General features: G+C 65.5%; 24 protein-coding genes and 1 pseudogene. 8 read left to right on the top strand and 17 right to left on the bottom strand.

All coding sequences use genetic code 11. The features are described 5' to 3' along the window. Positions 1–234: 234 nt before the first annotated feature. The 5 genes from NAM01S_RS34305 (at position 235) to NAM01S_RS24190 (ending at position 6,097) form a co-directional block, all read left to right on the top strand. On the top strand, positions 235–810 hold the full coding sequence (locus tag NAM01S_RS34305) for a TetR/AcrR family transcriptional regulator (RefSeq protein WP_169810895.1): 576 nt from the start codon (positions 235–237) through the stop codon (positions 808–810). 336 nt (positions 811–1,146) lie between these two features. After that, positions 1,147–1,602 carry a (2Fe-2S)-binding protein gene (locus tag NAM01S_RS24205; protein ID WP_307188701.1) on the top strand — a complete coding sequence of 152 codons (456 nt, stop codon included), beginning with the start codon at positions 1,147–1,149 and terminating at the stop codon, positions 1,600–1,602. 4 nt (positions 1,603–1,606) lie between these two features. Further along, positions 1,607–2,587: an FAD binding domain-containing protein gene (locus NAM01S_RS24200; RefSeq protein ID WP_067789000.1), complete on the top strand. Its 981-nt coding sequence runs from the start codon at positions 1,607–1,609 to the stop codon at positions 2,585–2,587. Beyond that, positions 2,584–4,776: a xanthine dehydrogenase family protein molybdopterin-binding subunit gene (locus NAM01S_RS24195; RefSeq protein ID WP_067788997.1), complete on the top strand. Its 2,193-nt coding sequence runs from the start codon at positions 2,584–2,586 to the stop codon at positions 4,774–4,776. Before NAM01S_RS24200 ends, NAM01S_RS24195 begins: the two co-directional genes overlap by 4 nt. Then, the gene (locus NAM01S_RS24190; protein ID WP_507762064.1) at positions 4,709–6,097 is read left to right on the top strand and encodes an XdhC family protein; all 1,389 of its coding nucleotides are present in this window, start codon (positions 4,709–4,711) and stop codon (positions 6,095–6,097) included. Before NAM01S_RS24195 ends, NAM01S_RS24190 begins: the two co-directional genes overlap by 68 nt. Positions 6,098–6,177: 80 nt before the next feature. On the opposite strand, the gene NAM01S_RS24185 is transcribed toward NAM01S_RS24190, so the two are convergent. The 15 genes from NAM01S_RS24185 to NAM01S_RS24115 all read right to left on the bottom strand — a co-directional run bounded on the left by NAM01S_RS24185 (position 6,178) and on the right by NAM01S_RS24115 (position 20,121). Beyond that, entirely contained in the window at positions 6,178–6,855 is a 678-nt protein-coding gene (locus NAM01S_RS24185) for a cytochrome c oxidase subunit 3 (RefSeq protein WP_084483242.1), read from the bottom strand. Continuing rightward, complete coding sequence (locus NAM01S_RS24180) at positions 6,783–7,541, bottom strand: hypothetical protein (protein WP_157107882.1); 759 nt, start codon at positions 7,539–7,541, stop codon at positions 6,783–6,785. The genes NAM01S_RS24185 and NAM01S_RS24180 overlap by 73 nt, the downstream gene beginning before the upstream one ends. A gap of 103 nt (positions 7,542–7,644) precedes the next feature. Next, on the bottom strand, positions 7,645–8,508 hold the full coding sequence (locus NAM01S_RS24175; RefSeq protein ID WP_067788985.1) for an amidohydrolase family protein: 864 nt from the start codon (positions 8,506–8,508) through the stop codon (positions 7,645–7,647). Between the two features lie 11 nt (positions 8,509–8,519). Continuing rightward, complete coding sequence (locus NAM01S_RS24170) at positions 8,520–9,350, bottom strand: SDR family NAD(P)-dependent oxidoreductase (RefSeq protein ID WP_067788981.1); 831 nt, start codon at positions 9,348–9,350, stop codon at positions 8,520–8,522. 13 nt (positions 9,351–9,363) lie between these two features. Then, on the bottom strand, positions 9,364–9,735 hold the full coding sequence (locus NAM01S_RS24165) for a MaoC/PaaZ C-terminal domain-containing protein (protein ID WP_174554853.1): 372 nt from the start codon (positions 9,733–9,735) through the stop codon (positions 9,364–9,366). A gap of 38 nt (positions 9,736–9,773) precedes the next feature. Continuing rightward, a complete protein-coding gene (locus tag NAM01S_RS24160; RefSeq protein WP_067788976.1) occupies positions 9,774–10,208 on the bottom strand; it encodes an FAS1-like dehydratase domain-containing protein in 435 nt (144 codons plus the stop codon). Between the two features lie 55 nt (positions 10,209–10,263). Continuing rightward, on the bottom strand, positions 10,264–12,054 hold the full coding sequence (locus tag NAM01S_RS24155; protein WP_067788973.1) for an AMP-binding protein: 1,791 nt from the start codon (positions 12,052–12,054) through the stop codon (positions 10,264–10,266). Further along, complete coding sequence (locus tag NAM01S_RS24150; protein ID WP_067788970.1) at positions 12,051–13,238, bottom strand: thiolase family protein; 1,188 nt, start codon at positions 13,236–13,238, stop codon at positions 12,051–12,053. Before NAM01S_RS24150 ends, NAM01S_RS24155 begins: the two co-directional genes overlap by 4 nt. A gap of 29 nt (positions 13,239–13,267) precedes the next feature. Next, positions 13,268–14,392, bottom strand: a complete 1,125-nt coding sequence (locus NAM01S_RS24145) for a thiolase family protein (protein WP_067788967.1) — start codon at positions 14,390–14,392, stop codon at positions 13,268–13,270. Next, the gene (locus NAM01S_RS24140; RefSeq protein WP_169810894.1) at positions 14,389–14,799 is read right to left on the bottom strand and encodes a Zn-ribbon domain-containing OB-fold protein; all 411 of its coding nucleotides are present in this window, start codon (positions 14,797–14,799) and stop codon (positions 14,389–14,391) included. The genes NAM01S_RS24145 and NAM01S_RS24140 overlap by 4 nt, the downstream gene beginning before the upstream one ends. Further along, the gene (locus NAM01S_RS24135; protein ID WP_067788962.1) at positions 14,792–15,784 is read right to left on the bottom strand and encodes a CoA transferase subunit A; all 993 of its coding nucleotides are present in this window, start codon (positions 15,782–15,784) and stop codon (positions 14,792–14,794) included. Before NAM01S_RS24135 ends, NAM01S_RS24140 begins: the two co-directional genes overlap by 8 nt. Continuing rightward, entirely contained in the window at positions 15,781–16,650 is an 870-nt protein-coding gene (locus NAM01S_RS24130) for a hypothetical protein (protein ID WP_067788960.1), read from the bottom strand. The genes NAM01S_RS24135 and NAM01S_RS24130 overlap by 4 nt, the downstream gene beginning before the upstream one ends. Before the next feature lie 58 nt (positions 16,651–16,708). After that, positions 16,709–18,154, bottom strand: a complete 1,446-nt coding sequence (locus NAM01S_RS24125; protein ID WP_067788957.1) for an aldehyde dehydrogenase family protein — start codon at positions 18,152–18,154, stop codon at positions 16,709–16,711. A 43-nt stretch (positions 18,155–18,197) separates the two neighbouring features. Next, on the bottom strand, positions 18,198–18,512 hold the full coding sequence (locus NAM01S_RS24120) for a hypothetical protein (protein WP_067788955.1): 315 nt from the start codon (positions 18,510–18,512) through the stop codon (positions 18,198–18,200). Positions 18,513–18,528: 16 nt separating this feature from the next. After that, positions 18,529–20,121, bottom strand: coding sequence for a class I adenylate-forming enzyme family protein (locus NAM01S_RS24115; RefSeq protein ID WP_169810893.1), 1,593 nt, complete (start codon positions 20,119–20,121; stop codon positions 18,529–18,531). A 64-nt stretch (positions 20,122–20,185) separates the two neighbouring features. Here NAM01S_RS24115 and NAM01S_RS24110 point away from each other — a divergent pair, with 64 nt between their 5' ends. The 3 genes from NAM01S_RS24110 (at position 20,186) to NAM01S_RS24105 (ending at position 22,175) form a co-directional block, all read left to right on the top strand. Continuing rightward, positions 20,186–20,905, top strand: a complete 720-nt coding sequence (locus NAM01S_RS24110) for a PadR family transcriptional regulator (RefSeq protein WP_169810892.1) — start codon at positions 20,186–20,188, stop codon at positions 20,903–20,905. Further along, positions 20,902–21,060, top strand: a complete 159-nt coding sequence (locus NAM01S_RS37395) for a wax ester/triacylglycerol synthase domain-containing protein (protein WP_157107880.1) — start codon at positions 20,902–20,904, stop codon at positions 21,058–21,060. Before NAM01S_RS24110 ends, NAM01S_RS37395 begins: the two co-directional genes overlap by 4 nt. Positions 21,061–21,296: 236 nt before the next feature. Further along, positions 21,297–22,175 (top strand): SDR family oxidoreductase, encoded by an 879-nt coding sequence (locus tag NAM01S_RS24105; protein WP_067788949.1) that lies wholly within the window; start codon positions 21,297–21,299, stop codon positions 22,173–22,175. A 162-nt stretch (positions 22,176–22,337) separates the two neighbouring features. Here NAM01S_RS24105 and NAM01S_RS35270 read toward each other — a convergent pair. Beyond that, positions 22,338–22,512, bottom strand: a pseudogene (locus NAM01S_RS35270) (IS256 family transposase); the annotation flags it as partial. Positions 22,513–22,523: 11 nt separating this feature from the next. Next, complete coding sequence (locus NAM01S_RS24100; protein WP_067788946.1) at positions 22,524–24,221, bottom strand: 4Fe-4S binding protein; 1,698 nt, start codon at positions 24,219–24,221, stop codon at positions 22,524–22,526. Positions 24,222–24,229: the final 8 nt, after the last annotated feature.

The following is a 24,229-nucleotide window of genomic DNA, read 5'->3' as shown; positions in this document are numbered from 1 at the left end:
GATGACCGGCATGGTCTTGCGGGCAGCCCCCTAGAGGATCATGTTCGTCACGACCGGGGCCTGCACATGGGAAACGGTGAGCCCGCCATCATGTCGCACATGGCCGTTGTGACGACCGGCAGCTGCGAGGCGGCCGAACCCGGATCTATGCCGGGCAGGCCGGGGCCGCCATCTGCGTATCATCAGCAACTGAGGAGCAGGGAGACCTGCTCGACCCCAAGAAAGGTGATTGCCGTGACCGCGCCGAATGCAGCGCCGGTGGACCGCGCCGCCGCAGTCCGCCATGCCCTGCGAAGACTGGTGGCACGCAATGGGTTTCACGGCACGTCGATGAACGCAGTTGCCAAAGAGGCCGGGGTGGCGACGGGCACCGCGTACACGCACTACTCATCCAAGGACGAGCTCGTGCTCGCCTCCTACCAGGAGACGAAAGCTGAGCTCTCAGCGGCGGCCACCGCAGGTCTCCCCCGCACCGCGTCCGGGGCGAAGGACTTCCATCGGTTGTGGGCGCAGAGCTATCGCCACCTCGAGGCAAATCCCGAGCACGCGCAGTTTCTGCTGCAGGTCGACAACTCGCCCTACCGCGACGCCGCGCACCAGGCCACAGTCGCGGCAGGGGATCCGCTGCTGGATCTGGTTGCCTCACCGGCAATTGCGAGCCAACTGCTCCCGCTACCGCTTGAAGTCCTCTACGAACTCGGACTCGGAGTGACCGTCCGGCTGACCGCGGCGGGAATCCGGCTGACTGCCGAACAGCTCGACGATGCGGCCGCAGCCTGCTGGCGCGCCATCCGTCGCCCGGTCGACTAGCCCAGGCCCAGCCGACCCAACAGCAAATCCAGCATACGTGCTACTGTCGATGAGGCTGAATGAACGTTCATTCGTCGCCTGACTTGCGCTGCCACAGTGGGCCCTCCGCGGCAGACATTGATGTTTCCTCGAACCGAGAGCGCAGATATGCCAACTGACCTCCCAGCTCCCACCACTCCCCCCACCCAAACAACCCCAGGTAGGCCCACGCTGTTGCCGATTTCCAGGCGGACCTTCGTCGCAGTTTCAGCCGCGGCGGGCGGTGCAGCCGTCGCTACCGGACTGACTGCGGGCAGATCTTCTGGTGAGCCCGGTCCGACGGAGTCCGACAGCACGGTGTCCGTCACCATCAATGGCACACAGCAGCGACTCACCGTCGACAACCGCACGTCACTGCTCGACCTACTCCGAGAAGAGCTGGGTTTGACCGGCACCAAGAAGGGTTGTGACGCAGGCGCTTGCGGCGCGTGCACTGTTCTGGTCGACGACCGGAGAGTCAACTCGTGCCTCACCTTGGCAGCACGTCTCGACGGGACATCGGTGACAACGATCGAGGGCCTGGCGACCGATGCAGACCTGCATCCTCTGCAGCAAGCGTTCATCGAACACGACGCCTTCCAGTGCGGTTACTGCACTCCAGGGCAGATCATGTCCGGCATCGGTTGCATAGCGGAAGCGCACACCGGATCTCGCGAAGAGATCAGCGAGTGGATGAGCGGCAACATCTGCCGGTGCGGGTGCTATCCCCGAATCGTCGACGCGCTCGAACAAACCGCCTCGGCCCTGAGGTGATTCGATGCGATCGTTCACATTGTCCACCGTCGCCGACATCCCCACCGCCCTTGACGCCGGGCGTCGTGGCGGCCGCTTCATCGCCGGCGGAACAACGCTCGTCGATCTGATGCGTCACCAGGTCGAGCAGCCCGACGCACTTGTTGACATCACTCGCTTGCCACTGCGCGAGATCGGGGTCAACACTGACGGCTCTCTTCGCATCGGAGCTCTGGCCACCATGGCGGACACGGCCCGGCATCCGGACGTGCGGGATCGATTTCCCGTGGTGGCACAGGCCCTGGAGCTGAGCGCCTCCGCACAGCTGCGCAACATGGCGACCATCGGCGGAAATACCCTGCAACGGACCCGCTGCATGTACTTCCGCGACCCGACAGCCGACTGCAACAAGCGCGAGCCCGGATCAGGGTGCGCGGCAGTAGGGGGCATCAACCGAGGCCATGCCATTCTCGGCACCTCCGACCACTGTGTCGCTACCCACGCCTCCGATGTCGCCGTAGCGTTCGCTGCGCTGGACGCCACCGTTCGACTGCACGGCCCTGATGGCGAACGCTCTGTCGGATTCACGGAATTCCTTTTGCGGCCAGGCGATTCGCCGCACCGTGAACACGATCTACGTCCGGGCGAGCTGATCACGGCGGTCGAGATTCCCGCGTATCCGACGGATCTTCGGTCCGGATATCTCAAGGTACGAGATCGGCAATCCTACGAGTTCGCCTTGACCTCTGTAGCGGTGGCCTTGCACATCCCGGACGGGACGATCCGCGCCGCGAAGGTCGCTGCGGGAGGTGTGGGCACGGTGCCGTGGCGACTGTCCGGCGTAGAGCAGCAGCTCGTGGGCCGCCAGCCGGGCGCGGCGCTGTGGGCCGACGCCGCCGCCCGCGCCACCGACGGCGCACGCCCGTTGTCCCACAACGGTTTCAAGGTCCAGTTGCTGATCCGATCGGTCGAGCGTCAACTCCGGGCCGTGGGAGGTGGAGAGTGAGCATCCAGCCACAGCGAGCAGTAGGAAAGCCCGTGAACCGCGCGGATGGGCTGTTGAAGGTGACTGGGAAGGCCACCTACGCGGCGGAACATGCCATCGAGGGAATCGCGCACGCAGTCGTGATCGGCGCGACGGTCGGCCGCGGTCGGATCGCAGGCATCGACACAGCACAAGCTCTCTCCGAGCCGGGCGTCTTGACGGTGATCAGCCACCTCAACGCGCCCACACTCCCCTATTCGGGGTTTGGTTCGCTGCTCAATCCAAATGGCAAGCGGCTGCGCGTCTTCCAGGACGACTCGATCGTCTTCCACGGGCAGCCGGTCGCGGTTCTGGTCGCGGAGACTCCCGAAGCAGCCAGGTACGCCGCACATCTGGTCAAAGTCAGCTATGACGAGCAGACACCGACCACCGATCTCAACGCCGGCAGCCCGGACGAACCCACAGCCTATAGCCGCGGTGAAGCCGACCGAGCCTTCCGGGACTCGGATGTCCAGCTCGATGCCACCTACCGGACAGCGCGCAACCATCACAATCCGATGGAACCGCACGCCACCATCGCGCGCTGGGACGGAGACCGCGTAACAGTATGGGACAAAACCCAATTCGTGGTCGGTGTCCAGATGGAACTGGCCGGAGCGTTCGGCATCGGCATGGAAGCCGTGCGGGTCATCACACCGTTCGTCGGCGGCGCGTTCGGTAGTGGGCTGCGGACATGGCCGCACGTCGTGATCGCCGCGCTGGCCGCGCGGGTTACACGCCGGCCCACGAAATTGGTGCTGACTCGACAGCAGCTCTATTACGGCACCGGCTACCGGCCTGCCTACGAATACCGCCTGCGGCTCGGCGCTCGGCGCGACGGCACCGTGTCCGCCGCGGTACACGAGATCAAGGCGGAAACCGCGACCTATGAGCAATACACAGAGAACATCCTCAACCCCGGGCAGATGCTGTACGCCACACCTCATGTCCGCCAGGCGTATTCGACCGTGCCGTTGCATGTGAACGCGGCGACGTGGATGCGCGGTCCCGGATACTCCTCTGCCGCCTTCGCGATCGAGTCCGCGATGGACGAGCTCGCGCACGAGCTGGCCATCGACCCCATCGAGCTGCGCTACCGGAACGAACCCTCCGAGGACCCGTCGAACGGCCGCCGGTTCTCCACACGCCAGTTGCGCGAATGCGTGGAGGTCGGAGCCCGCGAATTCGGTTGGGATCAGCGCAATCCTGAGCCTGGTGCGACCCGCGACGGGAATTGGCTGATCGGCATAGGAATGGCGGCAGGCGCGTATGAGACCTTGACGATGCCCGCGCAGTGCAGCGTCCGGCTCAACGCCGACGGAACTGCCGTAGTGGCGTCGTCCACGAGTGAAATTGGTCCTGGCAGTTACACGTCCATGGCGCAGGTCGCGGCCGACAGGCTCGGCCTGCCTGTCGACCAGGTGCGATTCCAATTGGGCGACTCGCTCATGCCGGTGGCACCGCCGGTGAGCGGATCCCAGACCATGGCCAGCGTGGGATCCGCCGTGCACGATGGCTGCGACAAGCTTCGATTGCAGGCGATCGCGCTCGCCGTGACCGACGTGAACTCGCCCCTCTTCGCGGTAGACCCCACGACGATCACAGTGTCCGACGGTCGCCTGCAAGTACACAACGACCCCGGCCGCGGCGAGTCGTACCAGGACCTGCTCGCTCGACAAGGCCGCTCGACCCTCGATGCGACAGGGATCTTCGTCCCGGACATGGTGACTCCGCTGTCCAAGTCCGCGTACTGCGCGACCTTCGCCGAGGTCGCGGTCGACGCCGCCTTAGGCATCGTGCGCGTCCGGCGGATGCTCGGAGTCTATGACGCCGGCAGAATCATCAATCCGAAACTTGCCGACAGTCAGGCACTCGGAGGCATGACCAACGGCATCGGCGCCGCGCTGCTGGAGCACACCGTCACCGATCACCGTGACGGTCGTATCGTGAACGCCAATCTGGCCGATTACCTCGTCCCGGTCAATGCCGACGTGCCCGATCTACGCACGGTGTTCCTGGACGGTGAGGACCTGGCCGCCGATCCGATCGGTGCGAAGGGTCTCGGCGAGGTGGTTGTCGTCGGTGTCGCACCCGCAATCGCCAATGCGGTCTTCAACGCTACGGGTCGTCGTATCCGCGAGCTGCCGATCACCGTCGAGCAGCTGCTTTGAGCACCGCGGGCAGCAGCTGCATGGGAGAACGCTAATGATGAATATTGCTGGCGCACTTGCCGATTGGTGGCGACAGGGCAGCCCCTTCGCCCTTGCCACCGTGGTGGGCGTGAGCGGTAGTGCCCCATTGCCCCCGGGCACATCGCTCGCCGTCGCCGCGGACGGAACGGTGGTGGGCAGCATTTCCGGGGGGTGCGTCGAAGCCGCCGTGTACGAGACATGCCGCGATGTACTCGAACGCCACGATACGGTGGTCCGAACCCGGTTCGGATACTCCGATGCCGATGCCTTCGCGGTGGGATTGACCTGCGGCGGTGAGCTCGACGTCGTCGTACAGCGGGTCGATCCCGCGACCACACCGCAGCTCGCGACGGCGCTGGCCGACATCGCGTGCGAACGATCCTTCGCTGTGGCCCAGGTGGTGGACGGCCCCGCCGAACTACGGGGACTATTGATCCACGTGCCGTCGGGAGAATCGCTCAGCGGGACGCTGGGCGATCCGGAGATCGACCGGGCGGTGGTCGCAGCAGCCCGTACACAGCTCGAAGTCGGCGCCGCCGAATGCGTTGAACTCGGCCACAACTCATCGTGGCGATTGGCGGTCTTCATCCACGTCCGGACACAGCGTCCGCGAATGCTCATCTTCGGTGCGATCGATTTCGCCGCGGCCCTCAGCACCGTCGGCAGCTTTCTCGGGTACCGCGTCACCGTGTGCGACGCGCGCGCCACCTTCGCGACGCCGGAAAGGTTTCCAGACGCGGAGGTGGTGGTCGACTGGCCGCACCGCTACCTGAGCACCGTGGATACCGACGAGAGAACCGCCATCTGCGTTCTCACGCACGACCCGAAGTTCGATGTCCCCTTGCTGCGGCTCGCGCTCGGCCGGAGGGTGGGCTACGTCGGCGCAATGGGTTCGCGTCGCAGCCACCAGCACCGCTTGGATCTGCTGCGCGACGCGGGTGTTCCCCTTGGTCAGCTGGACCGACTGCATTCGCCGATCGGTTTGGACCTCGGTGCCCGAACCCCTGCGGAGACCGCGGTCTCGATCGTCGCCGAAGTGATCGCTCACACCAATGACCGTTCAGGGCACCGTCTTTCGCACACATCCGGTCCGATCCACAACGATCCCCTACGCGAGGAACAAGGCGACCAAGGTGGTTCCGACAGCCAGGACCCAGACTGTGAATACCGCCTGCAGTGCCCGTGGCGCGTGACGGAGTTCCATGAACTCGTACCCGATGAGAAGAACTTTCACAAAGGCGATACCGAGCGCAACAGCAGTGCCCGATCGGCTGCCTATGCCGGAGACCAGGTGGTGTGACCCCAGGTCGACCGACAGGACGGTGGCGAGCACCAACACCGCCCACACGAGGAAGAGTCTGAATGTGCTTGTGCGCGTGATCATGCGGGAACCAGGTAGACGAGGGGGAAGATAATGATCCAGAGCAGGTCGACCATGTGCCAGTAGGTGCTGCCCGCCTCGATGAGCAACCGATCGCGCCGGTGTGGCGCATCGCGGCCCATCGCTCTCCGCACCAGCAGGAGCGCGCCGGTGCCGAGGACCAGGTGCAGCAGGTGCAGGCCGGTCAAGCCAAAATAGTAGGTGTAGAACGGGTTGTCGGCCGGATGAGGATGCTCGCCGAGCACCTCGCTCCATTCGAAGACCTTCAAGACGACGAAGACCAGTCCACAACCGATAGCGCCGAGGAGAAGAGCGGTGGCCGCCGCGGCGCGGTGGGCACGGTGCGCCTGTGCGGCCGATGCGACGAGTACCGAGCTCGTCAGCAGCACAATGGTGTTGGCCGTGCCGAAGGCGATATTCAGTTCTGTTCCACCACTGGCGAATTCGGCGGGATGATCCCGCCGCGCGAGGAGGAAGGCCCCGAACAGCAGGGCGAAGATCGTCATGTCCCCGAGGATGAATACCCACAGGCCTTCTTCGCCGGGGACGCGACGCGGGGCATTCGGATCGTCGGTCGGCGTATGCGTTCGCGTGGGGCTGTCCGTCACGGAGCAGCCTGTTCGTTCTCGACGGTCTTGACCGCGCGCAGCATGTAGAGCGCGACAAGACTGATCCATACGCCGAAGGTCGCCATTGCCACGTACAGCGACAGCAGCCCCTGCCAGGAGAACGGTCCGGTCTGCAGCGAGGGCATGAAGAATTCGGACAGATAGGTGAAGGCGAAGAAGAACGACAGGTAGCCGAGCCAGCGCGGGACCAGCGGTGCGCGGCGGCCGTCGTCGATCAGGCAGGCGGCGCCGAAGGCGACGAACTGCACGATGGTCGCCATGATGGTGATGTCGAATATCATCCAGCCGGTGTCGTTGAGCAGCTGGATGTCCTCCGGCGAACGGGAGTCGGCGCGGAAGCTGGCCAGCAGCCAGAAGGTCGCGCACAGCATGGTGATGATGGCGGTCAGGACACCGCCGAGGAGTTGTATCCGGTGCAGGAAGCCGCCGTCCGGCTCGATGTGTTTCATCAGCTGAGCGACACCGAGGCTGAAGATCGCGTACAGCATGTAGACGGCCAGAACGACCTCCATGCCCGCGCGAACGCCGATCTCGTGGTCGCGGAAGAACTCCGCGGTGTGCTCGGCCGTCCAGTTCTCGCGCGGTGGTGGAACGAACCGTGCGAGCACGATTCCACCCAGGACAACGCCGAAGACGTAGACGTATGCACTCCAGGCGGACAGCCGCCACAGCCGTAAATCACTGCGCCAGAATGTTTCCCGACCTGCGCTCGGTACCGTGCTCGCGGCTGCCATATCTACTCCTTCGTCGGCGCTGACGAGGTAATCGTCAGGTCGGGGTGTTGTCGCGGGGAAGTGCGGGTTGCCCAGCGATGCCGTCGATGTGTGGTCGGTTTGCCTATTCGAGGGTCGAGCCGATGCGGGTGAACACCGATCGCGCGTTGCCCGACAGCACGGCGGTGACGACCTCCGACGGCCAGCCGAGTCCGATCAGCGATTCGACATTGCGCCGTATACTCGGAACGCCGGGCCAATCGGTCCCGAAGATCATCTTTCGGGCCAGCCGATTCATATCCTGGCGGGCGTAGTACTCGGGCAGCAGCTTCGGCGGCAGGCCCGAAAGGTCGAGCCACACATTGGCTTTGGTCAGCGCCATGAATGCGGCGACGTCGTACCACCAGCCTCGGCCGCCGTGGGCGATGACGATGTTCAGATCCCGGAAGTAGTCGGCGACATCGAGCAGGAGTTCGGGATTGCCGCAGCTGGTTCGCGCACCGGGAAAGCTCGAGACACCCGAGTGGACGATGATCGGGATACCGTGGTCGGCGCAGTGGACGTACACAGGATAGAGCTCCCGGTCACCGGGGTCGAACCGGCCGTGCACAGGGTGCAGTTTCAAGGTCACCGCACCGAGATCGAGCTGCCGGCGCAATTCCGTGACGGGAGGAAAGTGGATGTGCGGGTTGATGTTCGCGACCAGACTGAACCGCCGGGGGTTGCCCGCACGTATCGCCAGCAGATCTTCGATGCGCTGCGCACCGGTCACCGCGGGGCTGTATTCACAGAAGAGCAGGCCGTGGTCGACGCCCTGCTCCGCCAGCAGGGCGTCGAGTGCGCCCGGGTCGACGCGATCGCTGTCGTACACGCCCCGCCAGTCCTGATCGCGAGAGTATTCGTCGGCCCAGTCGAGCCATGCGCGTGGCAGTGAGCTCAACCGTGCCGTATGCATATGGGCATCGATGACCTCGTATCCGTCGATCACGGGCGGCCCTCTCAGAGTGTGAAACCGCCGCCGCATACCAGGGTTTGGCCGCTCACATAGTCGGATTCGGGAATGCACAGCAGGTACACGGCATTGGCGGCGTCCTCGGGTGTGCCGCCTCGGCCGAGCGGGATGGACCGTTCCATCTCGGCGAGCAGATCGGGATTGACGCCGACGCGGATCTCGCGGCCGGACACGTCGATGGTGCTGTCCCCGCCGGTGGGCGCCTCCGTCAGCCGGGTCTTGATCAGACCGAACGCGACCGCGTTGACGGTCACGTTGTAGCGGCCCCATTCCCTGGCGAGAGTCTTTGTCACTCCGAGAATTCCGGCTTTCGCCGCAGCGTAGTTGACCTGCCCGGCGTTGCCGCCCAGCCCCGCGATCGACGACACGTTCACCACCTTGCGGCAGGGCACCGCCGCGCCCGCGGATCTCGCCTGCTTCACCGCCGCCGAGATGACCGGCTGAGCCGCACGCAGGATCCGGAAGGGGGCGGTGAGGTGGACGTCGAGGATGGCGTCCCACTGTTCGTCGGTCACCTTCTGGATCACACCGTCCCAGGTGTATCCGGCGTTGTTGACAATGATGTCGAGCGCACCGAAGCTGTCGACGGCCGCGCCGACGAACGCATCCGCGAAGCCTGGAGCGGTGACACTGCCGGGAACCGCGACGGCCCGGCCGCCCAGGGCTTCGATGGCGGCGACTGTTTCCTTGGCGGGTTCCGCGTCGAGGTCGTTCACAACGACGCTCGCGCCCGCGCGCGCCAGCTTGAGTGCGATCTCGCGCCCGATCCCCCGGCCCGCACCGGAGACGATAGCGGATTTTTCTGTGAGAGTTGACATTCGAGGGTCCTTGTCAGCATAGGGTGGCTTCGCCGGTGACCGTGGTGGTGCCGTCGGCGAGGGTGACCGCGAATTCGACGGTGGCGACACCGTCGGCGATGCGCGTGACGCGACCGGTGCACGTCGGCTCGGCTCCGACGGGAGTAATGGTGACGAATCGTGCCGTGAAGGTTCGGATGCGTTCCTGTGCAACCCAATTCGTTAACAGCCGACCGATATAGGCCATGGAGAGCATCCCGTGCGCGAAGACGTCGTCCAGTCCGGCGGCGTGGGCAGCGTCGAGATCGATGTGGATGGGGTTGTGATCACCGGACGCACCGGCGAACAGCGCGAGGGTGGCGCGGCTGATCGACGGCAGTCGCAGCCGCGGGAGTTGCTCTCCCATAACGCGATCGGAGATTCCGGCCGGGGGCAGGTCGGCGGTCATCGTGCGGCCTCCGGGTGCCGGATCACCAGGGTGGAGACAAGATCGGCGACCGGTGTTCCGTCCTTGCGGGTCACCGCCGTCTGTTTGACGATGAACTCGAGGGCTCCGCTCTTCTTCGAGTACACGTCCACGATGCGGGGCCGGGCGATGAGCGTTTCGCCCGCCTTGGCGGTCGTGTGGTAGATGAACTGCTGGCTGCCGTGCAAGACCAGCGAGAGGTCCACGCCGAGCGCTGTCAACCACGCGAATGGGTCGGTTTGTTCGAGTTCGAGCGCGAAGAGAAAGGTCGGCGGCACCGCGATATCGGCCGCGTCGAGGCCGTCGGGCAGGCACTCACCAATGGCTTTGGCGAAGAATCGGACCCGTCCGGGGTCTATGGTCATGGTCAGTGGCGGCAATTCGGTGCCGATCACATCGGCGCTGACAGGCATGAGCGGGGCACTCCCTCCGAGCGGAAATCTGCTGTGCGAGTGGCGATCCGGCTGATCATTGCCGGACGACCACGCACGCGGGACACGGGTCGGTGTACAACAGACGCACGTCCTGGTCCCGGCCGCCGCGCACCGCGCGCTGGTTGATGTAGCCCTTGTCGGTGATCTCGCGAGCATCGACGGAGGGCGGCTCGGTCAGGATTGCGAGGCGTTCGACCCGTTGCGAGGTGCCGCCGCCTTCGTCGGCCAGCCGTTGCAATGCGGCGGACAGCTCCTGGCGCAGCGCCGGGTCGGGGACGGCGTCGGCGGCGAGCCGCCCGCGGTGATCGGGATGCAGCCACACGAGAGCGCTCACGTATTCGGCATTTTCGCCGCAGATCACGGCGTCGTTCAGCAGTCCTCGCGCGGCGGAGAGCAAGCGCAGCCGCAAGGTCCCGACCGTGACAAAGGTGCCGGTGGCCAGCTTGAAATCCTCGGCGATGCGCCCGCGGAATATCAAGCCCGCCAATGGGTCTTCGGGATCGGCCAAGGTGACCGCATCACCGGTGCGGAAGAACCCTTGCTCGTCGAAGGCGCTCGCGGCGAGGTCGGGCCGCCGGTGGTAGCCCGGGGTGAGGTTCGGGCCGCGCAGCCGTGCTTCGGTGGTGTTCCCGGTCGGGACCAGCGCCAGTTCCACACCGGGCACCGGCAAGCCGATGCAGGCGCTGCGATCGGTGGCGAAATGCACCGAAGTCGCGACCGGGCAGGATTCGGTGGATCCCCAGGAGGAGGTGAGCTGCATGGTCGACCCGTGGGCTCGGGCCAACGCGCCCAGTCTTTCCCACAGTTGCTGCGGCAATCCAGCGCCCGCGAAGAACGCGAAGCGTAATCGGGCCAGAATGGCGCGCGCGGTGTCGGGTTCGCGCTCCAGTATCGGCAGCAGCGCGGCGTACCCGGCGGGCACGTTGAAGTACAGATTGGGCCGAGCCGAGCGCAGGTTGGTGACGGTCCGTTCGATCAGTCCCGGCCCGATGCCACCGTCGTCGATCCACAAGGATCCGCCGTTGGTGAGTACCAGGTTGAGGTTGTGACTGCCGCCGAAGGTGTGGCTCCAGGGAAGCCAATCCAGCAGCACCGGTGGCTCAGCCGTCAGGAAGGGCCAGATCTGCCGCAGCTGTTGCTGGTTGGCCGACATCATGCCGTGCGTCGTGATCACGCCTTTGGGCGTTCCGGTCGAGCCGGAAGTGAACAGGATCTTGGCTACGTCGTCGGAGCGAAGTGCTGCGCATCGGCGATCGATGTGGACGGTGGGTGCGGCGGCGAGCTCGTCCAGCGTGAGGGTTCCGGGCATCCGCCGATCTAGACCGACCACGGTGCGCCGGTCCGCGATTGCTGCTGTCGCCGCCTCGAATTCCGGTCCACCGGTGAGGATTACGCCGGGGTCGACCAGGTCGGCCATCGCTCGCAACTGGTGATGATCGCCGCTGTGTAAGGAGTAGGCGACGCTGGTGGGGACGACGGGCACACCGAGGGTCATCGCGGCAAGCGTGATGACCAGATTGGCTGTGCTGTTTCCGGCCAGGATCATCAGTGGGCGCTCCGTGAGCCCACGGTCGAGCAGCCCCTGGGCGATGCGATCGACCCAGGTTCGGGCCTCACCCCACGACAAGGTTCTCCATTCCCCTCCGGCCTTCTCCGCGATCAGCAAGCGGTCCGGATGTCGCGTCGATCCGGCACGAAAGTCGTGCACAACGCTGACGGAGTGCGGTTCGAGAGCTTCTGTGGACCACAGCCGGACGCGCCCGTCCGGTTCTCGCGCCACGGCGATCCGCGGCTGGCTGAACGTCGGATGCAGCGTTGTGCTCATCGGTCTGTCACTTCCAGCACGAGGGCGGCGCCTGTGTCTCCCGCCGCGCAACCGGTGAACAAGCCCACTCCCCCGCCCCGCAGCCGCAACGTTTCGATCAGCTCGGTGATCGACCGTAACCCCGTGGGGCCCTGGGGATGTCCGAAGATCAAGCTGCATCCGAAGGCGTTCATATCGGTCGGATCGACCCCGGTTTCCCGGCAGAAGTACACGTCGTTCACCGCGAAGGGGTTGTGCGTGGTGATCGCGTGCAGGTCGGTGAACTTCAGTCCGGCGGCGTCGAGTGCGCCTCGGGCGGCGGGGACCGGCGCTTCGGGCATGCGGGCTTTCCGCACCCGGGCGACAGCGCTGCTCAGAATTCTGACGATCCCCGCCTGGGATCGCCGTCGGGCTTCCTCGCGGCTGGTGACGACAGCGCCCGCGCACCCGTCCGATGGATGGGTCTGTGCGGCGAAGGTGTGGATCCCGTCGGAAGCCGCGGGCGGCAGGGCGCCGATCACTGTGCGTTCCTTGGCGCGTACGCCCTCGTCGGCGTCGAGGAGGACGCTTTCCCTGCGCCCCTTGATCTCCACCGGCACCTGATAGCGGCGCTGGAATGCGCGATCGTCGGCCAGGGCGGCCTTGTACTGTTCCCACCGCAACGCGGTCAGGTCATCGAGTTCGTCACGGGTGATACCGTTCTCGGCCGCGACCGCTTCAGCGGTGGCGAGCATCGCCTGACCGGCCCAGGGATCGCGGGCGAACGCGTCGAGCACCCAGTGGGTGATCACCGGAGCACCGCCCTGCCCACGGCTGGATGGATAAATCAGCGCCGGCCCATTGGAGGTGCGGTCGGCCACCACCACGAGCTGCCGGGTCGCGCCCGCCGCTACCGCGCCCGCCGCCGCATGCAACGCGGCAACGCTCGTCGCGCACGCCTGGCTCACCATCGGCCCGGTCAGACCCGTCGCACCGAGCCGAGCGGCAAGTGTGGGCGCACCGTAGAACAGATTTGGCTGCGGCACAGTCGTGCCCAACACGATGCCGTCGAACCAGGCGGGGTCCAAGTCTCGCTCGGCCAACGCCCGCCCGGTCACCGCGACGGCCAGATCCAGACTGGACACTTCCGCCAGCGAACCTTGCCATTTGGCGAAAGGAGAGGACCAGGCGTCGCCGAGCGGAATCGCTACATCTTCGTATTTCATGGGTACTCCAGTGAGCCGCCGGGCCGGTATCAGGTTCGAGCGAATACGTGGATGGCGCAGGCAGCATGGTCGTAACCGGTAATGCCGCCGCCGGTGCAATGGGTCAATCCGACTTCGGGGTCGCGGGTTCCGTCGGTCCGCGGCAGGCGCAGCCATTCGACGACCTCCACCACTTGGGCGAGTCCGGTCGCGCCGATAGGGTGCCCGCGTGAGAGCAGTCCGCCGCCGGGGTTGACCGGACAGGCGCCGCCGCGCGAGGTGTATCCGGAAGCCAGCAAGGCCGGTGCTTCCCCGAAACCACAGAGACCCAGCGCTTCGTAATACAGCAACTCGGCGATGCTGAAGGCATCGTGCACTTCCACAACATCCAGATCGTCGGGCCGGATCCCCGCCTCGCGGTAGGCAGCTGTCGCGACGCGGGTGGTGAGCGATTCGCGGGCCATGTCGTGCGATCCGGTGGTGCCGGAACTGAGTTGGCTGGCAAGGACCGAGACGGTCGGTGTCTGCGGGCCGCGATAGCGCGACACGACCACCGCCGCCGCGCCATCGGAGGAACCGCAGCATTGCAGCAGGGTGAGCGGATCAGCCACCGGCCGGGAGTCCAAGACCTCCGCCACGGTCGTCTCCGCCCGGAAACGAGCGCGCGGGTTCTTGGCACCGTTGCCGCGGTTCTTGACGGCCACCGCCGCGAGATCCGCGGTGGTGGCACCGGTTTCGGCGAGATACGCCTGCGCCCGCATGGCGTAGTGGGCGGGCATCGTGACACCTTGAATGACATCCAAGTCGTCTGGATTGAGACGAAGCGTTCCGCCGGGAAAGACGGACAGGCGCTCCACCCCGATCACGAGCACGGTGTCGTATTGCCGATTTCGCACGGCCTGAACCGCGAGGTTCAGCGCCACAGCGGAACTCGAGCAGGCAGCTTCCAGGTTGTAGCACGGGCGCCCGGTCAGGCCGAGCGCGGCGGCGATCCGGTGGGCCGGAAGCATCCCGCCGTAGACGTTGCCGCAGTACACGGCATCGATCACGGTCGGGCGCGCCCCTGCCTCAGCCAGGGCATCCAGCGCTGCGGCAGCGCCCATCGATTCGATGGTTCGCTCGCCGCGCTCGAACGGGGTCATACCGACCCCGATAATGTGGGCTGTCGAGCTCATGAGGACTCCAGCGAATTCGTGACCGGTCGAAACATCCAGCCCGCCAGTGCGTGCTCGCCCTCGCGGATGCTGCCGGGGATCGCTTCCATCGGCATGCCGGCGGTCAGAGGAGCCTCACCGCAGATGCGTCCGCAGATCCGCACTCCGCCGTCGTAGTCGATGAGTCCGACCGCATACGGTGCGGCGATTCCGTCACCGGGGGTGTGCACGACCGTGAACGAATGCAGCACACCGTTTTTCGGCAGCGATTCGATACGCAAATGGTCGCGTTCCCAGCACGCCGGACAGGACGGCGCCGGCGGGAAAATCAGGTGTTTGCAGTGTCCGCACCGCGTGGCGAGCAGGCGGACCCGGTCGGGTCCGTCCTGCTGCCACGCGTCGGGACGCAACAGCGTCGTATCAGTCACCGGAAAGCGCTCCACGAGCCCCGGTCAATTGCGCGTACTCGGCTTCCAGCGCGCGCAGCGTGGCCGGATCGACATTGCCGATGTAGGCATCCTGGTCCGCCGGACCGGTCACCCACTTGGCGAGGTAGGCGTCCAGGCCGCTGCGGTCGCCCTTGCGGACACCCGCGGTCGCGCGCACGTACTCCTCGATGTGCGCGGCATCTTCGGCGTAGTAGCCGTGCGACGCGTAGGGGTGTGAACCGTAGGGCGCCACCACCACCGCGTCGGCGTAGGGCACCGAGGTCATGATCGGATTCGATCGGATGTCCTCGTTGTCGACCAGCCGCTCGGTGGTCAGCGCTACCCGGTCCGCCGCGCGGGCCATCAGGCGATCGCCGAAGCGTGCACCAGGATGCCGTCCATTCCCGTACTTGTCGGCCTCACCGACGTGCAGGAAGGTCCAGTCCACCGGAATCGCCGGGACGGCGATGTACTGCTTGCCGTCACCGAGCGGATTGTCGAACACCACCAGGTCGTCGTTCAGTTCGGGAATGCTGCTCCCGATACCGCCACGCCAGGCCATGAACTCCTGCCCCATTGCGCGGGCCTGCAGCCCCGCGTAGAGGATGTACTCGGAGTTCTCCCACAGTTCGATCTGCCCCGACTCGACCGCGGCCCGGAAACAGCTGCCGACCGCCGAGTACAGCTCGGCACCGCAGTACGGTGCGATCAGCTTGCGCACCACGCCGGCGCCGATCAGCAGGTCGATCTCCAAACCCGCTGTGGCCGAACCGATGATGGTCAGATCCTTCTTGCCCTGCCGAACCAGTTCGCGCACCAGCGGCATGGGGTGATTGGCGGTGACGAATCCGCCGATGGCGACGGTGTCACCGTCGTGGACACGGGACACCACGTCCGCGGCGGAGGCGACGACCTCCCGACGCGCCGGTGGGCCGTCGGGCAGGTCGATGGGCCCGGTCTGCAGCAGTTGAGCTCCTCTGGTCATCGCTGCAACACTCCTTTGCGGTCGATCTCGTTGCGCAGCACCGACAATTCGGCCGGGCTGGGGGGTTCATGGATGGTGAAGTGCGGGGATTTCACGATCTCCCAGCCGGTGTGCTGGGCGATCTCCTCCTCGGTGTGGCCGGGGAAGACGCCGACGAGCGCCGCGGTCTGGTCCGGTCCGGTGAAGTCGAAGACGCCGAGCGGGGTGACGATGAACTGCGGTCCGTTGCCCGACAAGTCCTTCTCGCGGTATGTCTTCGGTCCCGGCATGGAGACGAAGTCGACCTGCTCGACGCACCGTTGGCGGTCGTGGGCGGTCATGAACACGAACGCGTCGCGCACCGAGGTGACGTCGTTGATGCCGACGCTGCCGGGTCCGCGGAAGCGGTAGCCGTTCTTGTCGCCGACGCCGATGAGGTTGACGTTGCCGTGCTTGTCGACCTGGATGCCGCCGACGAAGAACTTGTCGGCGAAGAAGTACTTGTTGGTGCTGCGCCAGTTGTCGATGTTCTCGTAGTAGTCGCGGCCGCCGGGTGCGCCGTAGTGGTTGAAGGTGTCGTGGTGCTCGAAGTACGCCTCCGCCCAGTTCATGATGCGGAAGTCCACCGAGGTGCGCGGCAGCTCGTCGATTTCGCGGTCGGCCACGTTACACAGGAACGCGCCGCCGCCGAGCTGCAGCTTCAGATTGGGTGCGTGCGTCTTCTGCGCCAGCATCGTCGCGGCGAAGGAGATCTCGGTGTGGGCGCCCGAGCAGATGCGGTCGGTGTCGCGGATCTGGCGGGCCAGGAAGACCGCCATCATCTCCTTCCAGCTCACGGGCGGACTGCCGTCCGCTTCGGTGATCGGCTGCGCTGTCGTCGCGGTCACTGCGTTGTCTCCTTACAGGTGAGGGGCTTTCGGCCGGATGGCACGAAGTTCGGGAAGGTCATCGGGTGCTGACCCAGACGTTCTTCTCCTGGGTGAAGGCGTCCATGATCGAGAAGCCCATCTCGCGGCCGTGGCCGCTGCGCTTGTAGCCGCCATACGGGGAGGCCGAATGCACATTGCCCCAGGAGTTGATCCAGACGTTGCCGGCCTGCAGGCGTCCGGCGACCCGGTGGGCGCGGCCCACGTCCCGGGTCTGCACGACCGCGGCGAGGCCGTAGTCGACAGCATTGGCCAGTTCGACGGCCTCGTCTTCGGATCCGAAGCTCATCACCGACAGCACCGGGCCGAAGACCTCGTCTTGGGCCAGTTCGCTGTTGTTGTCGACGTGGTCGAAAACCGTTGGTTCGAAGAACAGTTCGCTCAGGCCGTCGATCTTGCGGGTGCCGCCGCCGGTGAGGAGTTTGGCGCCACTGTTGCGGGCGCGGTCCACGTAGCCCTGGACGCGGGCGAGGTGCTCGTGGTCGATCAGCGGGCCGAGGGTGGTGGACGGGTCCATCGGGTCGCCGATCACCGTCTGTGACTCGATCAGTCCGAGTAGCGCGTCGACGACTTGGCCGTGGATGGACTCGTGCACCAGCAGCCGGGACCCGGCGGTGCAGACCTCGCCCATATTGCTGAAGATCGCCGAGTAGGCCAGTTGCGCAGCGGCTTTGGGTTCTACGTCGTCGAAGACGATGTTCGGGCTCTTGCCGCCGAGCTCGAGGGTGACGGGGATGACGCGTTCGGCTGCGGCGCGCTGGATGGCGCGACCGGTTTCCACCGATCCGGTGAAGGCGATGAACGAGACGTCCGGGTGTGCGCAGAGCGCCGTGCCGGTCGTCTTGCCGTAGCCGGGGACGGCGTTGACCACGCCCGGCGGAATTCCGGCTTCCTGACACAACCGCACCAGCGCCATGGGGGACAGCGGTGCCCGTTCGGCAGGCTTGAGCACGACTGTGTTGCCCGCCATGATCGCCGGTGCGATCTTCCAGATCGCTTGTAGCAGCGGGTAATTCCAGGGAATTACGCCGGCGACGATGCCGAAGGGTTCGCGCACGGTGTAGTTGACGAACCGTCCGGGCACCGGCACTGTGCGGCCTTCGGTCTTGCCCGCCATCCCGGCGAAGTATTCGATCGCCTCAGGAGCGGTGCGAAGATCGACCTTGCGGCTGATCGTGTATGGCTTGCCCATGTCCCGGGTTTCGATGGTGGCGAGTTCGTCGGCGTGCGCGGTGACCGCCTTGGCCAGGGCATGGAGGTATCCGGCCCGCCGGAACTGGGTGGTCGCCGCCCAGCTCGGTGCGGCTTCCTTCGCGGCGGCCACCGCGGCGTCCACGTCGGCGGCGGTGGCCGAGGCGATACTGCCGATCACCTCGCCAGTGGCGGGGCCGGTGACCTCGATGGTGCCGCCGTCGGAGGCGGCGCGCTCCTGGCCTCCGATGATGAGGCCGTAGTCGTATGCCATGAGAATCGTTACTTCCCTTCGTTTCTCGATCGGATGGAGACCGTCAGGGCAGGGTCTGTATGGTGGCCATCTGCCGGGTGGTCATTTCGCGTAGCGGGGTGGTGAAGCAGTCGTTGACGCTGCGCATGAACTTGCGCAGGGCCGGGTCGGCCGCCATCGCCGCACCGAAGTCGGCAAAACTGCCGTCGTAGTCGATCAATTCGACGTAGTCGGTGCCGACCAAGTACTTCTCGATGCCGCGCAGACCGGGGATGACCGGGACGACGCGCTCGAAGTCGTCACGGTATTCCTCGTTCAGCCGCTGGAGGCGGTCGAGCTGGTGTTCCTTGACCTGCAGGTGGAAGACGTATTTGGGCATCAGCGGTCCTTTCGGCTCATGAAGTGGAAGTAGACGACGACGATTCGGGGGAATAGCGCTTGCGCAGAACGCCGCGCTGCAGCTTGCCCAGAGAGTTGCGGGGAATCTCGTCGACCACGACGAATCGGCGCGGGACCTTGTATGCCGCCAGGCGCTCTCGACAGAAGCTCTCGAGCGACTCCACGTCGACCGCCGCGTTCGCGGGAACAACGGCAGCCCAGGGTTTTTCACCCTTCACCGAGTCCTCGATACCGAAGACGGCACAGGACTCCACGCCGGGATGCTCCTGGAGCACATCCTCGACCTCGGCGGGATAGACGTTGTATCCGCCGCTCACGATCAGGTCGTTGCGCCGGTCGACGATGTAGAGGTAGCCGTCGGCGTCGAAGCGCGCCAAGTCGCCAGTGTGGAACCAGCCGCCGCGCAGTGCCTGGGCCGTGGCAGAGGGGCGCCGCCAGTAGCCGGTCATGATCTGCGGGCCGCGGGCGACGAGCTCGCCCACCTCGCCGGCCGGGACCGGATTGTCGTCCGAGTCCACGATCCGCAGTTCGGTGCGAGGGTAGACGATCCCGCACGAGAGGTCGGGGGTCTCCCCATACCGCAGCGACGCGGCCAGGTTCCCACCCGCTTCGGTAATGCCGTAGCAGTTCAGAACGGGTGCGCCGAATCGCGCTCGGAAACCTTCCCGGATCGCCGTCGGCAGCGGGGCTCCCGCGCTGAACGCGACCTGAAGCGCATCAGTCGGGCCGAGTCGAACGTTGTCGTCCGGCAGCCGCGTAAGCATGGCGTAGTTGGCCGGAACACCCGCACACGCGGTCGCTCGAGTTTCCGCGAGCAGGTCGACGAAACCCGATGGATCGAAGCTAGGTTGCACGACCATCGTGGCTCCGGCCACCAACAGTCCGCCCATCACGATGTTTCCGGCGAACAAGTGCACCAATGGCAACGCGTGCACAAGGATGTCGCCAGTGCGCAGCTGCAGCGCGTTCGCCGAAAGAACCGCTTGCGCGGACAGCGAATCATGGGAATGCACTACACCTTTCGGCCTGCCGGTCGTACCCGAGCTGTAGGGCAGGCAGGCGGCGGCATCCCCGGGGGGATATGGCACATCCCGTTCACCGCCGGTGAGCAGATCCGCCAGCGTCAGACCGGACGCCGAGATATCCGCGTCAGCGACGATCAGACGCAGTTCTGTTCTCTCCGAGAGGATTTCGCCGAGCTTCCCGGCGAGATTCGCAGTGGTCACGAGCACCTGGGCACCGCTGTCGTCGAGCAGAAACTCCACTTCACGCGGTGAGAGCGCGGCATTGATCGGGTTCGCGACCATGCCCGCACGCATCGCTCCGTACCAGCAGGTGACGTACTCGACCGAGTTCGGAAGGTACAGGCTGACCCTGTCCCCCGGCTCCAATCCGAGTTCGAGCAATGCCGCCGCGAACAGCCGCACCTGCTGGGCCAGTTCGCCAAAAGTCTGTGATCGGTTCCCGATCCGGCATGCGATGACCGAGGGATTCTCCTCGGCCCGCTGATCGAGTTCCCGCATGAGCGTCGTCACGACCGCCTCCTCGTCGACGCGGTTTAGTATGAACTCAGCATATTGTGATTCCACACTATGTCAAGACCTCAGGTGTACCAGACCCTCACCGCCGCCGGAACGAACCAAGGAGACCGACATGATCACGAATGGCGCTCATTCACAGGACCATTCACAACCGGCAGCGACGTTGTCCGACTTGGAACTCGCGCTTCTGGGACTGCTCAGCATTCGGCCGATGACCGGCTACGAGATCGGAACGCACTACGCCCGGGCACTCTCACCATGGTGGGAGACGCCGCGCACGCAGGTCTACCCGAAGCTTCGGGAGCTCGAACGCCGCGGCTTCGTGCAAAAGGAGACAGTCATCCAGGACGGGCGGCCCAACAAGCAGGTCTATTCGATCGCGCCCACCGGCTCCAACGCGCTCCTGCTCCGGCTCGGCGCTCCCATCCCCGGCACGGACATGCGGCACCACATGATGATGCGATTGTTCCTGGGAAATCTCCTTCCGCCACAGTCGGTGCGAAAACTCCTCGCGGACTATCGAAGTCGCATGCTCGACAGAGCCCGGCACCTCCGGGAGGCGAGGCAGAAGTTCACACCCTCGCTCGACGGGCCGCATCGCAGCAGCGTGTTCTTCGAACTGCTGAGCCTGGATCATCTGATCGCGCTGACCGAGTTGGAAGTCACTGGAACGACCAGGGTGCTCGAGGCGCTCGCCCAAGCTCCGCTCCGTACCAGGTACAAGTCGGCCAGCTCCGAAAGCCCGCTCCTGGATGCTCTGCGACGGCGCGACGACACCGGTCAACGGCCGCTGAAACGTGTGCAGACGGCCCCGGGCGAGCTGGAAGAATGACAGCGACTTCCGCCACGGACGTTCAACCCCGGTTCCGCCGCCATCGCAGCCGGCTGCTCGGCGGCTTCTCCGGCCTGCCCGACGGCCGCCTGGCGATCTACACCGAAACGCATCACGCGCTGCTGGACGGCGTCTCCGCCATCCAGCTGATGTAGCGAACGCCAGGCGATGATCCGACCCCGCCCGCATGGGGATCATGTGCGGCGCGTCCGGCCACGATCAGGCGAAAAGGGCCCCTCTGCGCGCGGGATCGACAGGCCGACGGAGCGTCCTCGGGGGGCCATCAAGTCGCCCCGGACGCGCTCCACTGGGCAGCATGCACATCGTTGCCACCACTGATGTGCATTCAGGCCATGTGCTCGAGGCCCCGCCATGGCTAGCGTCACAGTCCATGTCCAGTGTTCGTGACACCGTCGTCGCAATCACCGGCGCTGCCAATGGAATCGGCGCCGCTACCGCGCGACTACTCGTCGCCAAGGGCGCGAAGGTTGTGCTCATCGACATCGACACCGCGGCGCTCTACGCCCTGGCCGACGAACTCGGGGCCGAGGTCGCGTTGGCCGTGGCCGGGGATGTCACCCTTCTCGATGCGATGCAACAGGCCGTCGACCTCGCGGTAGAGCGTTTCGGCGGTATCGATTTCGTGATCGCCAACGCGGGAATCGCGAGCTACGGCTCAGTCCTGCATACCGACCCGGATGCCTTCGCCAGGGTGCTCGACATCAACCTGCTCGGCGTGTTCCATACGGTGCGGGCAGCGTTGCCCGCGGTGATCGAACGCCGCGGCTACATCCTCGTGGTGTCATCGATCGGCGCGTTCGCAGCCATGCCCGGACTCGCGGCCTACAACGCGAGCAAGGCCGGCGCCGAGCACTTCGTCAACTGCCTTCGGCTCGAAGTGGAGCAATTCGGGGTCGGCGTCGGCTCAGCGCACATGTCGTGGATCGATACACCTATGGTTCGCGACGCCAAGGCCGACCTTTCCACGTTTCGGCAGATATTGGAGATGCTTCCGGGCCCTATGCGGAACACGCTGTCGGCCGAGGAGTGCGCGACTGCATTCGTGAGGGGCATGGAACAGCGGAAACGTCATGTCTACGTGCCGAGTTGGGTGGCCTGGGTAGGCCGCTTGCGATCCCTTGTCAATTCGGACATCACGGCCATGGCGCTTCGCCGCCATATCCCAGGCTTGCTGACTCGCATGGACGACGAAGTGTCTCACCTCGGGCGCGCCACCAGCCTCCGCATTGTCAACCCAACCAAACGGTGAACTAACGGCTTCGGTGGGATACACCTCACCCGATAAGGCCGCCGCGCCGAGCGAATCATCGGATCACGTCTCGGATTTCGCCCCCCGAGAGTTCGGACGCAGGCCCGGAACCCTGCGGGCCTACTGCGGCTGGCCGACTGGATCTCATCGCCCATCGTGGCAGGAGTCACCCGTTCCACGACCGGCGGGGTCGTGTTTCTCATAGCCCACATGCTCGGTCATCACCGCCTCGACAGCGACTTCGAGCACGTTCTTGGTGAGTTGTTTCAGCAACCCGCCCGGGCCGAGCAACTCCACTCCCCTGCTGTTTGGCCTGGGCCAGCAGCTGCTCGGCCAGTCAGACCAAGGTCAGATCCGCCGTCTTTCAGACAGTCCTGATTTCGCGGCTGCGACCATGTCTTGGATGGCGGTGAACTTCACTCGCGGCCGCCTGGCGGGTATGCCGGAGTCACGTTCGGCGGCGTCGATGAAACGCCACCCTTCACGGTCGATCAGATCTGGTTGGCGCTGGGATAGGAGGTCAGCGAAATCGTCTCGGTTGCGGGGAGGTTCGGCGAGGGCGCCGGCGAGGAAGTCGCTGAGGAGGGTGGCTGCGGTTTCGCGTGCACAGATCTTGTTCGTGCCGATGACGCCTTGGGGACCTCGTTTGATCCAGCCGGTGACATAGGTGCGCGGGTGGGATCGCTCAGGCTGGAGGACGCGGCCGCGGTCGTTGGGGACGATGCCTCGGGTGACGTCGAAGGGGAGATCGGGGATGGGGCGGCCGCGGTAGCCGATGGAACGCAGGATCAGCCTGGTGGGGATGGAGTCGAACTCGTTGGTGGGGTGTGCGGTGGGGATGCCATTGGTGTCGATCAGTTCGTTTCGCACGACGCGGAGGGCGGTTGCGTGGTCGGAGCCAATGACTTCTACCGGAGATGTGAGGTAGCGGAGGGTGATTCGCTTGTTTCCCGAGGTTGGTGGGCGGCGGGCGTACTCCTCGGCCAGTTGGATTTTCAGGCGGAGCCAGTGTTCCGCTTGCGGGTCTTCGGAAGCCGCGTGGGCGGCTCGCTTGTAGGCCAGATCTCGGTGGTCGACGAGGACGTCGACACCGTGGAGGTGGCGCAGAGCCATGAATTCCGGTGTGGTGTAGGCCGCTTCTGCGACGCCACGGCGGCCCAAGAGGATGACTTCTCTGACCGCGCTGTCCCGCAGTGCCTTCAAGGCGTGGTCTGCGATATCCGTGCGCGCCAGTTCGTTCGGGTCGACGGTGAGGATGCGGGCAATGTCCAAGGCGACGTTGCCGTTGCCGACGATGACGGCGCGCTCACACGAGAGGTCGAAGGTGTGGTCGGCATGATCGGGATGGCCGTTGTACCAGCCGACGAAATGGGTCGCGGGGTAACTACCTGGGAGGTCCTCGCCCGGGATTGCCAGGCGGCGATCCGAGGAGGCTCCGGTCGCGTAGATGACGGCGTGGTAGTGCTGCAAGAGCTCATCGTGGCTGACATGCCTGCCCACTTCGACATTCAGGTGGTATCGGAAGGCGTCGGTGTCGAGGTTGTTCTCGAACAGGTCAGCGATCCTCTTGGTTTCCTGGTGGTCGGGCGCCACCCCCGCTCGGATCAAACCGCCCGGAGTCGGCAGTTGTTCGAGCATGTCGATCTCGGTGCGCCCGCTCGCCAGCAGGGCCTCGGCGGCGTAACTCGCCGAGGGGCCCGAGCCTACGATCACCACCCGCAGCGGTGGGTGTTCCACCACTCGAATCGCCGCGGCGGCTCGCTGGTCGGCGGCTGGCCGTGGCCGCAACGGATGCTGCTGGAAGAAGGCGGAATTGACTTCCCTGAAGCGCGCCAGCGAAGTCACCAACTCGTCCTCGGAGTGAATCGCGTCGACCGGACAGGCATCGGCGCACGCCCCGCAGTTGATGCAGACATCCGGGTCGATGTAGAGCATTTCCGCGTTGGCGAACTCACGCTGGTCGGGTGTCGGGCGGATACAGTCGACGGGGCATTCGGCGATACAGCTGGTGTCGTTCACACACCGTTGGGTGATGACGTAGGCCATGAAATCTC

Origin of the sequence: Nocardia amikacinitolerans NBRC 108937, from assembly GCF_001612615.1 — a bacterium.
In the GTDB taxonomy this organism is placed as follows: domain Bacteria; phylum Actinomycetota; class Actinomycetes; order Mycobacteriales; family Mycobacteriaceae; genus Nocardia; species Nocardia amikacinitolerans.
The sequence above is the reverse complement of the archived record's forward strand: the minus strand, read 5'-3'. Positions and strand labels throughout refer to the sequence as shown.

What these genes read in the sequence shown, in the direction of transcription:
- NAM01S_RS24185 (WP_084483242.1), bottom strand. Translation starts at nt 6,855, where the DNA reads ATGGATCAGTCTTGTCGCGCTCTACATGCTGCGCGCGGTCAAGACCGT.
- NAM01S_RS24100 (WP_067788946.1), bottom strand. Translation starts at nt 24,221, where the DNA reads ATGGCCTACGTCATCACCCAACGGTGTGTGAACGACACCAGCTGTATC.
- NAM01S_RS24105 (WP_067788949.1), top strand. Translation starts at nt 21,297, where the DNA reads ATGTCCAGTGTTCGTGACACCGTCGTCGCAATCACCGGCGCTGCCAAT.
- NAM01S_RS24155 (WP_067788973.1), bottom strand. Translation starts at nt 12,054, where the DNA reads ATGAGCACAACGCTGCATCCGACGTTCAGCCAGCCGCGGATCGCCGTG.
- NAM01S_RS24125 (WP_067788957.1), bottom strand. Translation starts at nt 18,154, where the DNA reads ATGGCATACGACTACGGCCTCATCATCGGAGGCCAGGAGCGCGCCGCC.
- NAM01S_RS24190 (WP_507762064.1), top strand. Translation starts at nt 4,709, where the DNA reads ATGCGGTCTTCAACGCTACGGGTCGTCGTATCCGCGAGCTGCCGATCA.
- NAM01S_RS24145 (WP_067788967.1), bottom strand. Translation starts at nt 14,392, where the DNA reads ATGAGCTCGACAGCCCACATTATCGGGGTCGGTATGACCCCGTTCGAG.
- NAM01S_RS24135 (WP_067788962.1), bottom strand. Translation starts at nt 15,784, where the DNA reads ATGACCAGAGGAGCTCAACTGCTGCAGACCGGGCCCATCGACCTGCCC.
- NAM01S_RS24150 (WP_067788970.1), bottom strand. Translation starts at nt 13,238, where the DNA reads ATGAAATACGAAGATGTAGCGATTCCGCTCGGCGACGCCTGGTCCTCT.
- NAM01S_RS24170 (WP_067788981.1), bottom strand. Translation starts at nt 9,350, where the DNA reads ATGTCAACTCTCACAGAAAAATCCGCTATCGTCTCCGGTGCGGGCCGG.
- NAM01S_RS24165 (WP_174554853.1), bottom strand. Translation starts at nt 9,735, where the DNA reads ATGGGAGAGCAACTCCCGCGGCTGCGACTGCCGTCGATCAGCCGCGCC.
- NAM01S_RS24110 (WP_169810892.1), top strand. Translation starts at nt 20,186, where the DNA reads ATGATCACGAATGGCGCTCATTCACAGGACCATTCACAACCGGCAGCG.
- NAM01S_RS37395 (WP_157107880.1), top strand. Translation starts at nt 20,902, where the DNA reads ATGACAGCGACTTCCGCCACGGACGTTCAACCCCGGTTCCGCCGCCAT.
- NAM01S_RS24160 (WP_067788976.1), bottom strand. Translation starts at nt 10,208, where the DNA reads ATGCCTGTCAGCGCCGATGTGATCGGCACCGAATTGCCGCCACTGACC.
- NAM01S_RS24180 (WP_157107882.1), bottom strand. Translation starts at nt 7,541, where the DNA reads ATGGCAGCCGCGAGCACGGTACCGAGCGCAGGTCGGGAAACATTCTGG.
- NAM01S_RS24120 (WP_067788955.1), bottom strand. Translation starts at nt 18,512, where the DNA reads ATGCCCAAATACGTCTTCCACCTGCAGGTCAAGGAACACCAGCTCGAC.
- NAM01S_RS24200 (WP_067789000.1), top strand. Translation starts at nt 1,607, where the DNA reads ATGCGATCGTTCACATTGTCCACCGTCGCCGACATCCCCACCGCCCTT.